This is a genomic window from Klebsiella pasteurii (genome assembly GCF_018139045.1).
GTDB lineage: Bacteria > Pseudomonadota > Gammaproteobacteria > Enterobacterales > Enterobacteriaceae > Klebsiella > Klebsiella grimontii.
This window is the reverse complement of record NZ_CP073236.1, coordinates 3352577-3366155: the sequence shown is the minus strand read 5'-3', so window position 1 is coordinate 3366155 and position 13579 is coordinate 3352577. Positions and strand designations below refer to the sequence as shown.

14 protein-coding genes are annotated in these 13579 nt (G+C 56.2%); 11 read left to right on the top strand and 3 right to left on the bottom strand.

The window, feature by feature from the left end; all coding sequences use genetic code 11:
* The first annotated feature begins 1 nt into the window (after position 1).
* From ttdA to KCG39_RS15790, 6 genes are all read left to right on the top strand, one after another.
* Positions 2-901, top strand: a complete 900-nt coding sequence (ttdA, locus tag KCG39_RS15815; protein ID WP_004125775.1) for a L(+)-tartrate dehydratase subunit alpha — start codon at positions 2-4, stop codon at positions 899-901.
* The gene (gene ttdB / locus KCG39_RS15810) at positions 901-1518 is read left to right on the top strand and encodes a L(+)-tartrate dehydratase subunit beta (RefSeq protein ID WP_049114911.1); all 618 of its coding nucleotides are present in this window, start codon (positions 901-903) and stop codon (positions 1516-1518) included. Before ttdA ends, ttdB begins: the two co-directional genes overlap by 1 nt.
* A gap of 276 nt (positions 1519-1794) precedes the next feature.
* The gene (locus tag KCG39_RS15805; protein WP_123828720.1) at positions 1795-2043 is read left to right on the top strand and encodes an oxaloacetate decarboxylase subunit gamma; all 249 of its coding nucleotides are present in this window, start codon (positions 1795-1797) and stop codon (positions 2041-2043) included.
* 15 nt (positions 2044-2058) lie between these two features.
* Positions 2059-3834 (top strand): sodium-extruding oxaloacetate decarboxylase subunit alpha, encoded by a 1776-nt coding sequence (gene oadA / locus KCG39_RS15800; RefSeq protein WP_142468337.1) that lies wholly within the window; start codon positions 2059-2061, stop codon positions 3832-3834.
* 15 nt (positions 3835-3849) lie between these two features.
* Positions 3850-5151 (top strand): oxaloacetate decarboxylase subunit beta, encoded by a 1302-nt coding sequence (locus KCG39_RS15795; protein ID WP_004125763.1) that lies wholly within the window; start codon positions 3850-3852, stop codon positions 5149-5151.
* 122 nt (positions 5152-5273) lie between these two features.
* A complete protein-coding gene (locus tag KCG39_RS15790) occupies positions 5274-5978 on the top strand; it encodes a triphosphoribosyl-dephospho-CoA synthase (protein ID WP_004125759.1) in 705 nt (234 codons plus the stop codon).
* Positions 5979-6004: 26 nt separating this feature from the next.
* On the opposite strand, the gene degS is transcribed toward KCG39_RS15790, so the two are convergent.
* From degS to zapG, 3 genes are all read right to left on the bottom strand, one after another.
* Complete coding sequence (degS, locus tag KCG39_RS15785) at positions 6005-7066, bottom strand: outer membrane-stress sensor serine endopeptidase DegS (RefSeq protein ID WP_004125755.1); 1062 nt, start codon at positions 7064-7066, stop codon at positions 6005-6007.
* 86 nt (positions 7067-7152) lie between these two features.
* Entirely contained in the window at positions 7153-8520 is a 1368-nt protein-coding gene (gene degQ / locus KCG39_RS15780) for a serine endoprotease DegQ (RefSeq protein ID WP_142468338.1), read from the bottom strand.
* A gap of 172 nt (positions 8521-8692) precedes the next feature.
* Positions 8693-9091, bottom strand: a complete 399-nt coding sequence (gene zapG / locus KCG39_RS15775; RefSeq protein WP_004125749.1) for a Z-ring associated protein ZapG — start codon at positions 9089-9091, stop codon at positions 8693-8695.
* 190 nt (positions 9092-9281) lie between these two features.
* Between zapG and zapE the strand changes: the two genes are divergently transcribed.
* The 5 genes from zapE to sspB all read left to right on the top strand — a co-directional run bounded on the left by zapE (position 9282) and on the right by sspB (position 12913).
* Entirely contained in the window at positions 9282-10415 is a 1134-nt protein-coding gene (gene zapE / locus KCG39_RS15770) for a cell division protein ZapE (RefSeq protein WP_004125745.1), read from the top strand.
* A gap of 219 nt (positions 10416-10634) precedes the next feature.
* A complete protein-coding gene (rplM, locus tag KCG39_RS15765; RefSeq protein WP_004106200.1) occupies positions 10635-11063 on the top strand; it encodes a 50S ribosomal protein L13 in 429 nt (142 codons plus the stop codon).
* Between the two features lie 15 nt (positions 11064-11078).
* Positions 11079-11471, top strand: a complete 393-nt coding sequence (gene rpsI, locus KCG39_RS15760; protein WP_000829815.1) for a 30S ribosomal protein S9 — start codon at positions 11079-11081, stop codon at positions 11469-11471.
* Positions 11472-11782: 311 nt separating this feature from the next.
* A complete protein-coding gene (sspA, locus tag KCG39_RS15755; RefSeq protein ID WP_004106197.1) occupies positions 11783-12421 on the top strand; it encodes a stringent starvation protein SspA in 639 nt (212 codons plus the stop codon).
* Between the two features lie 3 nt (positions 12422-12424).
* Positions 12425-12913 carry a ClpXP protease specificity-enhancing factor gene (gene sspB / locus KCG39_RS15750; protein WP_014226996.1) on the top strand — a complete coding sequence of 163 codons (489 nt, stop codon included), beginning with the start codon at positions 12425-12427 and terminating at the stop codon, positions 12911-12913.
* The last annotated feature ends 666 nt before the right edge of the window (positions 12914-13579 follow it).

Here is a 13579-nt window from a genome sequence, read left to right as displayed (position 1 = left end):
TATGAGCAAAAGTGAACAGATATCCCATATGACCAATATTATGGCCAAATTTGTGGGGTACACCGGCAAAGTCTTGCCTGATGATGTCACCGTAAAACTGGAAGAGTTGCATAAGAAAGAGACCAGTAAACTGGCCGACGTCATCTTTACGACCATGATTGAGAACCAGCGTCTGGCAAAAGAGCTGGATCGCCCTTCATGCCAGGATACCGGCGTGATTCAGTTTCTGGTGGAGTGCGGGGCTAACTTCCCGCTGATCGGTGAACTGGAAGCGCTGCTGCGTGAAGCGGTGATCAAAGCGACCGTGGATTCCCCGCTGCGCCACAACAGCGTTGAGACTTTTGATGAATACAACACCGGTAAAAACGTGGGTAAAGGTACGCCGACGGTATTCTGGGAGATCGTTCCCAATTCCGATCGGTGCAGCATTTATACCTATATGGCGGGCGGCGGCTGTTCCCTGCCGGGGAAAGCGATGGTGCTGATGCCGGGCGCGGGTTATGAAGGCGTTACCCGCTTTGTTCTCGACGTGATGACCAGCTACGGTTTAAACGCGTGCCCACCGCTGCTGGTAGGCGTGGGCGTGGCGACTTCCGTTGAAACGGCGGCGCTGCTGTCGAAAAAAGCGCTGATGCGCCCTATAGGCTCGCACAATGAGAATGAACGTGCGGCGTCGTTGGAAAAAATGCTGGAAGACGGCATTAACAAAATTGGCCTTGGGCCTCAGGGGATGTCCGGTAATACCTCCGTCATGGGTGTGAATATTGAAAACACCGCGCGCCATCCCTCCACCATCGGGGTGGCGGTGAACGTCGGCTGCTGGTCGCACCGAAAAGGACATATCGTTTTTGATAAAGACTTGAACTACACCATTACGTCTCACAGCGGAGTGAATTTCTGATGACTAAAAAAATCCTTACGACGCCGATTAAAAATGAAGATTTAGCCGATATTAAAGCGGGCGATATTATTTATCTCAACGGTCATATTGTGACCTGTCGCGATGTGGCGCACCGTCGTTTAATTGAAGGTGGGCGCGAATTACCCGTTGATGTTAGCGGTGGCGCTATTTTACACGCCGGACCGATTGTCCGTCCGATTAAAGGTGAGGACGATAAGTTTGAAATGGTTTCCGTTGGGCCGACCACCAGCATGCGCATGGAAAAATTCGAGAAAGAATTTATTGCAAAGACCGGCGTGAAATTAATTGTTGGGAAAGGCGGCATGGGGAAAGGCACCGAGGAGGGATGCGCGGAGCATAAAGCGCTGCACTGCGTATTCCCGGCCGGTTGCGCGGTAGTGGCTGCGGTGTGCGTGGAAGAGATCGAAGATGCGCAGTGGCGCGATCTGGGAATGCCGGAAACGCTATGGGTATGCCGGGTAAAAGAGTTTGGTCCGCTGATTGTCTCTATTGATACCCATGGAAATAACCTGTTCGAACAGAACAAAATTATTTTTAACCAGCGTAAAGAGCTCGTCGCTGATGAAATATGCCAGAACGTAAGCTTTATCAAATAATCTGGGTTATATGAATTGCACGATAATGATGGCGATACGTTTATTGCGATAATAAACAAGGATTCTGGCCGGGGCGGTTCAGGGAACTCCATCCTTATTATTTTCGTTATATACCCAATGGATTTCGAGTTGCTTTGAGGCGGCAAGAGAGAGAATCCCCAGGAGCTTACTCAAGTAAGTGGCTGGGGTGAACGAACGTAGCCAACAAAGAAGCAACTTGAAAGACGATGGATATAAATAACATCATTATCGTGCCTCCTGCCTGAAGGCTATTTTATGACTAATGCAGCACTGTTACTGGGTGAAGGCTTCACCCTGATGTGCCTCGGCATGGGCTTTGTGCTGGCGTTTCTGTTCCTGCTGATTTTCGCCATCCGCAGCATGTCCGCCGCCGTCAACCGCTTCTTCCCGGAACCGGCTCCCGCGCCGAAGGCCACACCTGCCGCCGCGCCCGCTGACGACTTCGCCCGCTTAAAGCCGGTAATTGTCGCCGCTATTCACCACCATCGCCGCCTTAACCCTTAATTCACGGAGGAATCCATGACCGTTGCCATTACCGATGTCGTCCTGCGCGACGCCCACCAGTCCCTTTTTGCCACCCGCCTGCGCCTCGACGATATGCTCCCCGTCGCCGCGCGGCTCGACGACGTGGGCTACGGCTCCCTCGAATGCTGGGGCGGCGCCACCTTCGACGCCTGCATCCGCTTCCTCGGCGAAGACCCCTGGGTCCGCCTGCGCGAACTGAAAAAGGCCATGCCGAAGACCCCGCTGCAGATGCTGCTCCGCGGCCAGAATCTGCTCGGCTACCGCCACTACGCCGATGACGTGGTGCAGCGCTTCGTTGAACGCGCCGTCAAAAACGGCATGGACGTGTTCCGCGTCTTCGACGCCATGAACGACCCGCGCAATATGCAGGCCGCCCTGCAGGCGGTGCGCAGCCACGGCGCGCACGCCCAGGGCACGCTCTCCTACACCACCAGCCCGGCTCACACCCTGCAGACCTGGCTCGACCTGACCGAACAGCTGCTGGAAACCGGCGTCGATTCCATTGCGATTAAAGACATGTCGGGCATTCTCACCCCGATGGCCGCCTTTGAGCTGGTGAGTGAAATCAAAAAACGTTATGACGTGAAGCTGCACCTGCACTGTCACGCCACCACCGGGATGGCGGAGATGGCCCTGCTGAAGGCCATCGAGGCCGGCGTCGACGGCGTCGATACCGCCATCTCGTCCATGAGCGCCACCTACGGCCACCCGGCCACCGAGGCGCTGGTGGCGACGCTGGCCGGAACGGAGCATGACACCGGGCTGGATATCCTGGAGCTGGAGAGCATCGCCGCGTACTTCCGCGAAGTGCGCAGAAAATACCACGCCTTCGAAGGCCAGCTGAAGGGCACCGACAGCCGTATCCTCGTGGCCCAGGTGCCGGGCGGCATGCTCACCAACCTCGAAGGCCAGCTGAAGCAGCAGAACGCCGCCCACCGTCTGGATGAGGTGCTGGCGGAAATCCCCCGCGTGCGCGAAGACCTCGGCTTTATCCCGCTGGTCACCCCCACCTCGCAGATTGTCGGCACCCAGGCGGTGCTTAACGTCCTCACCGGGGAGCGCTACAAAACCATTGCGAAGGAGACCGCCGGCATTCTGAAGGGCGAGTACGGCCACACCCCGGTGCCGGTCAACGCGGCATTACAGGCCCGCGTGCTGGACGGCGCCGAAGCCATCACCTGCCGCCCGGCGGACCTGCTGAAGCCGGAGCTGGCGGAGCTGGAAGCCGACGTGAAGCGCCAGGCGCAGGAGAAGGGCATCACGCTTGCGGAGAACGCCATCGACGACGTGCTCACCGTGGCGCTGTTCCCGCAGGTCGGCCTGAAGTTCCTTGAGAACCGCCATAACCCGGCGGCCTTTGAGCCGCTGCCGCAGGCGGAAGAGGCAAAACCTGCCGCCGCTCCGGTGAAAGCCGCCGCTTCCGGCGTCTACACCGTGGAAGTGGAAGGGAAAGCCTTTGTGGTGAAGGTCAGCGACGGCGGCGATATCAGCCCGCTGACAGCGGCCGCTCCGGCGGCGCCTTCCGCCCCGGCTCAGGCTGCCGCCCCGGCAGGCGCCGGTACGCCGGTGACCGCGCCGCTGGCGGGCACTATCTGGAAGGTGCTGGCCACCGAGGGCCAGAGCGTGGCCGAGGGCGACGTACTGCTGATTCTGGAGGCCATGAAGATGGAAACCGAAATCCGCGCCGCGCAGGCCGGAACCGTGCGCGGTATCGCGGTGAAATCCGGGGACGCGGTCGCGGTGGGCGACACCCTGCTGGCCCTGGCGTAAGGAAGAGGAACGGAAATGGAAAGTCTGAACGCCCTGATTCAGGGCATGGGGCTGATGCACCTCGGCGGCGGCCAGGCCGTCATGCTGCTGGTGAGCCTGCTGCTGCTGTGGCTGGCCATCGCGAAGAAGTTCGAGCCGCTGCTGCTGCTGCCGATTGGCTTCGGCGGGCTGCTGTCGAATATTCCCGAGGCCGGGCTGGCGCTGACCGCCCTGGAGAGCCTGCTGGCCCATCACGACGCCGGGCAGCTGGCGGTGATTGCGGCGAAGCTTAACTGTACGCCGGACGTTCATGCCATCAAGGAGGCACTGGCCCTGGCGCTGCCGTCGGTGCAGGGGCAGATGGAAGACCTCGCCGTGGATATGGGCTACTCCGCCGGGGTGCTGGCGATTTTTTATAAGGTCGCCATCGGCTCGGGCATCGCCCCGCTGGTGATATTTATGGGCGTCGGGGCGATGACCGACTTCGGCCCGCTGCTGGCCAACCCGAGGACCCTGCTGCTGGGGGCGGCGGCACAGTTCGGCATCTTCGCCACGGTGCTCGGGGCGCTGACGCTGAACTACTTCGGGATTATCAGCTTCACCCTGCCGCAGGCGGCGGCCATCGGCATCATCGGCGGCGCGGACGGGCCGACGGCGATTTACCTCTCCGGGAAACTGGCGCCGGAGCTGCTGGGCGCCATCGCGGTGGCGGCGTACTCGTATATGGCGCTGGTGCCGTTAATCCAGCCGCCGATTATGAAGGCGCTGACCAGCGAGAAGGAGCGGAAAATCCGCATGGTGCAGCTGCGCACGGTGAGTAAGCGGGAGAAGATTCTGTTCCCGGCGGTACTGCTGCTGCTGGTGGCGCTGCTGCTGCCGGACGCGGCGCCGCTGCTGGGGATGTTCTGCTTCGGCAACCTGATGCGCGAGAGCGGGGTGGTGGAGCGCCTGAGCGACACGGTGCAGAACGGGCTGATAAATATCGTGACGATATTCCTCGGGTTATCGGTAGGGGCGAAGCTGGTGGCGGACAAGTTCCTGCAGCCGCAGACGCTGGGGATACTGGTGCTGGGGGTGATTGCGTTCTGCGTGGGGACGGCGGCGGGCGTGCTGATGGCGAAGCTGCTGAACCTGTGCAGTAAGCACAAAATCAACCCGCTGATTGGCTCGGCGGGCGTGTCGGCGGTACCGATGGCGGCGCGGGTGTCGAACAAAGTGGGGCTGGAGTCGGATGCGCAGAACTTCCTGCTGATGCACGCGATGGGCCCGAACGTGGCGGGAGTGATTGGCTCGGCGATTGCCGCCGGGGTGATGCTCAAGTACGTGCTGGCGATGTAGTTCTGTGCTCTTCACGGAGGCGGCGCGTTGCGCCTGCCCGGGCTACGGGATCGCAGATGACTGTAAACCCGTAGCCCGTCTGAGCGCAGCGCGAGCCGTGGAATTTCCATAAGGAGACTTTGATGAATGAAACCATAGCATTACGTCCTGGCTGCAGGGCGTCGACATCAACAAAGGACGTGGTCGTGGATGACATGCTGGCGTCGCTCAATGAGCTCGAACAGCTGCAACCGGCGCTGAATTTGCTGGCACACCCCTCAATCGCTCAGGGTAGCCATGATTTCTTTGTCCAGTGTTATGATGCTGGCGTACGGCATGCGCAGGCCGGGGCTTTTGAAACGGTGCCGACGCTGCCTGGTTCGCTGTCACATGAGCGGCAAAGATACGCGCTGCTGTGTGCGGCGGCCGGTCGCCTGGATGCTCTGGGGCAGGCGCTGACGCACAATCGTCTGTGCGATTTGGCCGGTCAGTTTTGTGCTGGCATGGCGGATGTTGATAGCGAAATCCGCAGCGGTTTCTATACCGTGCGTAGCATACCGCTACCGGTTTACCGGCGGCTGCAGCGGGATAATCATTCACATGGCATCTGCCTGCAGCAGGCGCTGCTGCATCTGCTGGCCTGGAAAAGTGATTCCCCCTGGGCGCGGCAGCAGGCCCAGCGGTTGCTCTGGCAGGGCGGCGTTCTGGGAGATAAAGGCGAGTTTGCGCTGATAACGCTGGATGACGAGCTGCGGGAGCGCCAGTTTGCGTGGCCCGGGCTGCGGTCGCTGCTGGCCGTGACCGGGTTTCTGGCGAAATTCCCGGCCGGGCCATTGTTTGCTGATTGAAAGGCGCTCCCCTGGCGGGGAGCCTGTTAATTGGTCGCCGGATATTCCTGGACGGCGATATGCAGCGTAATTTTTTTATCATCGCGCATAATCACCACCGGAATTTCCGAGCCCGGGCGAATCTCTGCGACCTGATCCATGGTTTCCAGGGCGGAAACGGCGGGTTTGTCGTTAACCGAAATAATGACGTCGTTGGCGCGGATCCCTGCCTGGGCCGCCGGGCCTTCCGGCGCAACATCATTCACCACAATCCCCTGCAGCTGATCGATGCCGCCGCCGCCCTGCGCATGCAGCGGCGCAATTTCGCGGCCGCTGATCCCAATATAACCGCGAATAACGCGGCCATCGCGGATCAGCTTATCCATAATCTTGGTTGCCAGTTGGAAAGGGATTGCAAAGCCGATCCCTTCCGGCGTTTCGCCATCGTTGCTTTTATCAAATGACAGGGTGTTGATACCCATCAGCTCACCCAGCGAGTTCACCAGCGCGCCGCCTGAGTTACCGTGGTTGATTGACGCGTCGGTCTGCAGGAAGTTCTGGCGTCCGGTGGGGTTCAGGCCGATACGGCCAGTGGCGCTGATAATGCCCTGGGTAATGGTTTGCCCAAGGTTGTACGGGTTGCCGATCGCCAACACGACGTCACCGATATGTGGCACGCGTTTCGGGTTAATCGGAATGACCGGCAGGCCGCCGCTGGCGTTGATTTTTAACACCGCGAGATCGGTGAGAGTATCCGAGCCGACCAGCAGCGCTTCAAAAACCCGACCATCCTGTAGGGCCACGATAATCTGATCGGCATCGTTGATAACGTGCTTATTGGTCAGGATATAGCCGCGCTGGTCCATGATCACACCGGAACCGAGCGTTAGCTGGTTATGGCTGGTGCTGTTGAGGGCGCGGTTATAGACGTTCACGACCGCCGGGGCGGCGCGGCGAACGGCGGAATTATAGCTGGCAGGGGATTCATCCGCGCTATCGTATTGCGTGGTTGGCGAAAGCTGCCACTGGCGCAACGAAGGCATAACGGCCAGCAGCAGACCGCCGACAATCAAACCAATAAGTATCGAACGTAAAAGCTTTCCAGGCATGATGCAGATATCGTTGATGGATGGACAGGCGCAGCATAACACGTCTTGTCCGGACATCGCACTGCACGCGATGCCCGGAAGGCGAGTTAACGTAGCAGCAGATAGATGCTTTCGCTGCCGCGAATGACGTTCAGCGCAATCACCGTCGGCTTGCTTTCAAGCACTTTTCGCAGTTCGGCAATGGACCGTACGCGCTCGCGGTTGAGGCCAATAATGATGTCGTCTTTATGCAGCCCCGCCTGGGCGGCAGGGCTAGCTTTATCGACATTATCAATGACGACGCCTTTGGTCCCGTCTTTCATCTGACCGTCGCTTAACGATGCGCCCTGCAGTGCTGGCGCGATAAGTTCGGCGCTGGCGGAAGAAGAGGTGCTCTTGTCGAGAGTGACTTCAACTTCTACGGGCTTTCCTTCGCGCAGGAGCCCCAGTTTCACCTTGGTCCCCGGCTCGGTCGTGGCGATGCGGGAGCGCAGTTCGGCGAAGCTGTTGAGCGGCTTGCCGTTCAGGCTGATGATAACGTCGCCAGATTTGATGCCCGCTTTGGCCGACCCGGAATTTGGCAGCACTTCGCTGACGAAGGCGCCGCGCTGGACGTCGAGATTCATCGCTTTGGCGATATCCGCGCTCATTTCCATGCCTTTGATGCCCAGCAGGCCGCGTTTGATTTCACCAAATTGAATTAGCTGCTGGGAGAGGATTTTCGCCATATTGCTGGGGATCGCGAAGCCAATGCCGACGCTGCCGCCGCCGGGGGCCAGAATTGCAGTATTGATACCAATCAGCTCGCCGTTGAGGTTCAGCAGCGCGCCGCCGGAGTTGCCGCGGTTAATCGAGGCATCGGTCTGGATAAAGTTCTCCAGCCCTTCAAGGTTCAGGCCGCTGCGGCCAAGGGCTGAAATAATCCCGGAAGTGGCGGTCTGACCCAGACCAAACGGGTTACCGACGGCGACGGCGAAATCGCCTACCCGCAGCTTATCGGAGTCGGCGATAGCGATTTGCGTCAGATTACTGGGTTTTAACAGCTGCAGCAGGGCGATATCGCTCTGCTCGTCGCTGCCGACCAGTTTGGCATCGAGCTCGCGGCCATCGTTAAGCTGGACGCTGATTTTCTGCGCCTGATTAATCACGTGATTATTGGTCAGCACGTAGCCTTTTGCCGCGTCAATGATGACCCCAGAACCCAGGCCTTCAAACGGCTGCGCCTGCTCTTGCGGCGCATTGTCGCCAAAGTACTTCTTCAGCTCTTCCGGCATATTCTGCGCGGGTGACGCGGTGCCCTCAACCTGTACGCTCACCACCGCCGGTAACACTTTTTCCAGCATCGGCGCGAGGCTTGGCAACGCGCCCTGGCCGGGAACCTGTGTCGGTAAAGACGCTGCTGCCGGAGGTAAGGCGGACAACGACAACCCAACGCTTAACGCTAACGCACTTAACAGCAAAGTCTGTTTATTCATTAGATGCTGGCTCTCGTAACCTGAGGTGTATGGGAAACGTCCCGAATGGTCCGATGTTATTGAATTTTCGGCCCGGTAACAATGTGGGCAATAGCTAAATTGTAGCTGGGATGAGAGGTTGAAACGGGCGCAGAGGGTGCGCCCGGAAAATATTTTTACTGGTGTTGGCGGATTAATCGCGCTTTACGCCGCCGCGCAGCAGGCCGGATGCGCCTTCAGAGTAATCGCGCGGCATCTGGACCGGGGCCTGATCGTTGCCCGCTTCAGACTCTTCCAGACGATTACGGAACGGATTGGCGTCCGCCATGCTGTCCGGCAGTAGGTTGCTGGAGCTTTTCGCCATATGCTGATACAGCTGGCGGTAATCATGCGCCATGTTATCCAGCAGCTCTGCGCTCCGGGCAAAGTGGCTTACCAGCTCTTCGCGGTACTCTTCCAGCTCTGCTTTATTCTTTTCCAGTTCAAACTGCAGCGCCTGCTGTTGGCGTAATTTGCGATTGCCAAAACGCATCGCGACGGCGCCGATAATGATGCCGACAACTAGCCCAATTAGCGCGTATTCCCAGGTCATGAACATCTCCCGTTGTTTTGTGGTTCCGTAGGGTGGCTGTGAGGCTCTCCGCCTGCGCCCGATAATGCCACTATAACCGCTAATTCCACAGAAGTGGAATCCTGGCGTATCATCACGTAGTGTAGAGCGGCCTTTTTTTCGTCAATCGTGAGCTATGGCATTACGGTTTTCAAGGAATAACAATTAGATCATGCAAAGCCTGTCCCCAACATCGCGTTACCTTTCCTCTCTCAAGGAGGGGAGCCATCAACCTGACGACGTCCAGCGAGAAGCGGTCAGCCGCCTCGATACGATTTATCAAGAACTGCAGAATAAACCTTCGGTCGCACCGCAAACCGGCGGCGGTCTGCGGGCCAAATTCGGCAAACTGCTGGGCAAGCGCGAACCCGTTGCCGAAACGGTCGCGGTTCGCGGTCTCTATATGTGGGGCGGGGTCGGCAGGGGAAAAACCTGGCTGATGGACCTGTTCTATCAAAGCCTGCCGGGAGAACGCAAACAACGTCTGCATTTTCATCGGTTTATGCTGCGGGTACATGAAGAGTTAACGACGCTGCAGGGGCATAGCGATCCGCTGGAAATTGTTGCGGACCGTTTCAAAGCTGAAACCGACGTGCTCTGCTTCGATGAGTTTTTCGTCTCTGATATCACCGATGCGATGCTGTTGGGCGGTCTGATGAAAGCGCTGTTCGCTCGTGGCATAACCCTGGTGGCGACGTCGAATATTCCTCCTGACGAACTGTACCGGAACGGCCTTCAGCGCGCCCGTTTCCTGCCCGCCATCGACGCCATTAAGCAACATTGCGATATCATGAATGTCGATGCCGGTATTGATTACCGCCTGCGCACGCTAACCCAGGCGCATTTGTGGCTGTCGCCGCTGAACGCTGAGACCCAGCAGCAGATGGATAAACTGTGGCTGGCGCTGGCAGGCGCGAAGCGCGAACAGGCACCGACGCTGGAGATCAACCATCGCCCGCTGCCGACGCTGGGCGTTGAGAACCAGACGCTGGCGGCATCGTTCGCCACGCTGTGCGTGGATGCGCGCAGCCAGCATGACTATATTGCGCTCTCGCGTTTGTTTCATACCGTGATGCTCTTTGACGTTCCGGTGATGACCGGGCTGATGGAGAGCGAAGCGCGGCGCTTTATCGCCCTGGTCGATGAGTTCTATGAGCGCCACGTTAAACTGGTGGTCAGCGCGGCGGTACCGCTTTATGAGATCTATCAGGGCGAGAGGTTAAAATTCGAGTTCCAGCGCTGTTTGTCGCGCCTGCAGGAGATGCAGAGCGAGGAGTATCTGAAGCGAGAACACTTACCGGGGTAAAACCGGGTACAAATCACATAAAGGGGTCGATCTTTGACCCCGACTTCTCTATAATCTTGCGACCCCACGTTACGAGAAGGTTTTTTTCCCAAAACTTTCTATGTGCCGGCATAGGCTATTCGAAGGGGTAGGTTTGCTGGACAATGTCGTGTGAACCTCAACTGACTAAACGTTTGGGTGTTCACCAACGTGTAACTTATTTATTTGGGTAAGCTTTTAATGAAAACTTTTACAGCTAAACCAGAAACCGTAAAACGCGACTGGTATGTTGTTGACGCGACCGGTAAAACTCTGGGCCGTCTGGCTTCCGAACTGGCTCTGCGCCTGCGCGGCAAGCATAAAGCGGAATACACTCCGCACGTTGATACTGGTGATTACATCATCGTTCTGAACGCAGAAAAAGTTGCTGTAACCGGCAACAAGCGCGAAGACAAAATGTACTACCACCACACCGGCCACATCGGTGGTATCAAAGAAGCGACCTTTGAAGAGATGATTGCCCGCCGTCCTGAGCGTGTGATTGAAATCGCGGTTAAAGGCATGCTGCCAAAAGGCCCGCTGGGTCGTGCTATGTACCGTAAGCTGAAAGTTTACGCGGGTAACGAGCACAACCACGCGGCACAGCAACCGCAAGTTCTTGACATCTAATCGGGATTATAGGCAATGGCTGAAAATCAATACTACGGCACCGGTCGCCGCAAAAGTTCCGCAGCTCGCGTTTTCATCAAACCGGGCAACGGTAAAATCGTTATCAACCAGCGTTCTCTGGAACAGTACTTCGGTCGTGAAACTGCCCGCATGGTAGTTCGTCAGCCGCTGGAACTGGTCGACATGGTTGAGAAATTAGATCTGTACATCACCGTTAAAGGTGGTGGTATCTCTGGTCAGGCTGGTGCGATCCGTCACGGTATCACCCGCGCTCTGATGGAGTACGACGAGTCCCTGCGTGGCGAACTGCGTAAAGCTGGTTTCGTTACTCGTGATGCTCGTCAGGTTGAACGTAAGAAAGTCGGCCTGCGTAAAGCACGTCGTCGTCCTCAGTTCTCCAAACGTTAATTGTTTTCTGCTCACGCAGAACAATTTGCGAAAAAACCCGCTTCGGCGGGTTTTTTTATGGATAAATTTGCCATTTTCCCTCTACAAACGCCCCATTATTACCACTTTTTCAGCATTTCCAGAATCCCCTCACCACAACGTCTTCAAAATCTGGTAAACTATCATCCAATTTTCTGCCCAAATGCAGGTGATTGTTCATTTTTTGTTTGGATGACGAACGAAATGAAGTCACGCAAATGGGGTTTTTACATCTGGCTGGCCATGCGTGGTCGGCAGCAGTACAAAAATTCTGAATATACCTGGAGGTTTTCATGGCTGTCGCTGCCAACAAACGTTCGGTAATGACGCTGTTTTCTGGTCCTACTGACATCTATAGCCATCAGGTCCGCATCGTGCTGGCCGAAAAAGGTGTTAGTTTTGAGATAGAGCACGTGGAGAAGGACAACCCGCCTCAGGATCTGATTGACCTCAACCCGAATCAAAGCGTACCGACGCTTGTGGATCGTGAGCTCACTCTGTGGGAATCTCGCATCATTATGGAATATCTGGATGAGCGTTTCCCGCATCCGCCGCTAATGCCGGTTTACCCGGTGGCGCGTGGGGAAAGCCGTCTGTACATGCAGCGTATCGAAAAGGACTGGTATTCGTTGATGAATACCATTCAAACCGGTACCGCTTCTCAGGCTGATACTGCGCGTAAGCAGCTGCGTGAAGAACTACAGGCGATTGCGCCAGTTTTCACCCAGAAGCCCTACTTCCTCAGCGATGAGTTCAGCCTGGTGGACTGCTACCTGGCGCCGCTGCTGTGGCGTCTGCCGGTTCTCGGCGTAGAGCTGGTCGGTGCTGGTGCGAAAGAGCTTAAAGGCTATATGACTCGCGTATTTGAGCGCGACTCTTTCCTCGCTTCTTTAACTGAAGCCGAACGTGAAATGCGTCTCGGTCGGGGCTAAATGATGGATGTATCACAGCTGACGCCGCGTCGCCCGTACCTGTTACGAGCGTTCTATGAGTGGCTGCTGGATAACCAGCTGACTCCGCATCTGGTCGTTGACGTGACTCTGCCGGGCGTAATGGTCCCGATGGAGTACGCTCGCGATGGGCAAATTGTTCTCAATATTGCCCCACGCGCTGTCGGTAACCTCGAGCTGGCCAACGACGAAGTGCGTTTTAACGCGCGCTTCGGCGGCGTGCCGCGCAATGTTTCTGTGCCGATGGCTGCCGTACTGGCGGTTTACGCGCGTGAGAATGGCGCGGGGACCATGTTCGAACCGGAAGCGGCCTATGATGAAGATGTCACTAGCCTGAACGATGACGAAGAGCTGCCTGACAGCGAAACGGTCATGTCGGTGATCGATGGCGATAAGCCGGATAATCATGACGACGATCCTGACGATACGCCGCCACCTCGCGGCGGGCGTCCGGCGCTACGCGTCGTGAAATGATTTTTTCCAGGCCCTTCGGGGCCTGTTTTACTTTCTGCCATTCACAGTGATTACCGTAAAGCAAAGCATCCCCGCTTTAATTCTCTATTTCATACTCTCCGATGCGGGTACGCGGCGCTGATTTCAAACTCCGCTAATAAACTTCATAATTCTACTACACTCCGTGTAGGGCTTCTGGGTTTATTTTATTCCCCTTCCCCCCTCTTTTCATTGTGTATCTGCTACCTGGTATGTCTTTGCTTAAATTATTAAACTGAGTTGTCGATGAGTGAAAGAGCTTGCTGGATCTGTAATAAATGAGGGTGCATCTGAAATTAAAATATTGCGCGAGAAATTTATTTGAATTTATTGAATTTATTGAATTCATATAATTAATATTCGAGAGTTTGATATGAACTTATTTCTCTTGTAAATGAGTGTTCGGAATGATGGTATTTCATTGCCGCCCAGATAATAAAATATATTAATATTATTTTTATCATGCATGGTGGTTTTATAATTAAAGTCAATGAATATCCATGTTAAGGCCCAAAATCTTCAGGTTCTTGCCATGATTCATTCTTGTTGTTTTTGTTTTCGTGAATGGCAGAAGGATAATTATATTGATTAATTATTGATTAAGCTTCCCTACATTTAAAGTTAATTTTTCTAAGTGTATTTTATTGT

Excerpts from the sequence above, each read along its gene's own strand:
- sspB (WP_014226996.1), top strand. The coding sequence starts at position 12,425 with ATGGATGTATCACAGCTGACGCCGCGTCGCCCGTACCTGTTACGAGCG.
- KCG39_RS15795 (WP_004125763.1), top strand. The coding sequence starts at position 3,850 with ATGGAAAGTCTGAACGCCCTGATTCAGGGCATGGGGCTGATGCACCTC.
- degQ (WP_142468338.1), bottom strand. The coding sequence starts at position 8,520 with ATGAATAAACAGACTTTGCTGTTAAGTGCGTTAGCGTTAAGCGTTGGG.
- sspA (WP_004106197.1), top strand. The coding sequence starts at position 11,783 with ATGGCTGTCGCTGCCAACAAACGTTCGGTAATGACGCTGTTTTCTGGT.
- KCG39_RS15805 (WP_123828720.1), top strand. The coding sequence starts at position 1,795 with ATGACTAATGCAGCACTGTTACTGGGTGAAGGCTTCACCCTGATGTGC.
- ttdB (WP_049114911.1), top strand. The coding sequence starts at position 901 with ATGACTAAAAAAATCCTTACGACGCCGATTAAAAATGAAGATTTAGCC.
- zapG (WP_004125749.1), bottom strand. The coding sequence starts at position 9,091 with ATGACCTGGGAATACGCGCTAATTGGGCTAGTTGTCGGCATCATTATC.
- ttdA (WP_004125775.1), top strand. The coding sequence starts at position 2 with ATGAGCAAAAGTGAACAGATATCCCATATGACCAATATTATGGCCAAA.
- KCG39_RS15790 (WP_004125759.1), top strand. The coding sequence starts at position 5,274 with ATGAATGAAACCATAGCATTACGTCCTGGCTGCAGGGCGTCGACATCA.
- zapE (WP_004125745.1), top strand. The coding sequence starts at position 9,282 with ATGCAAAGCCTGTCCCCAACATCGCGTTACCTTTCCTCTCTCAAGGAG.
- degS (WP_004125755.1), bottom strand. The coding sequence starts at position 7,066 with ATGCCTGGAAAGCTTTTACGTTCGATACTTATTGGTTTGATTGTCGGC.
- rpsI (WP_000829815.1), top strand. The coding sequence starts at position 11,079 with ATGGCTGAAAATCAATACTACGGCACCGGTCGCCGCAAAAGTTCCGCA.
- oadA (WP_142468337.1), top strand. The coding sequence starts at position 2,059 with ATGACCGTTGCCATTACCGATGTCGTCCTGCGCGACGCCCACCAGTCC.
- rplM (WP_004106200.1), top strand. The coding sequence starts at position 10,635 with ATGAAAACTTTTACAGCTAAACCAGAAACCGTAAAACGCGACTGGTAT.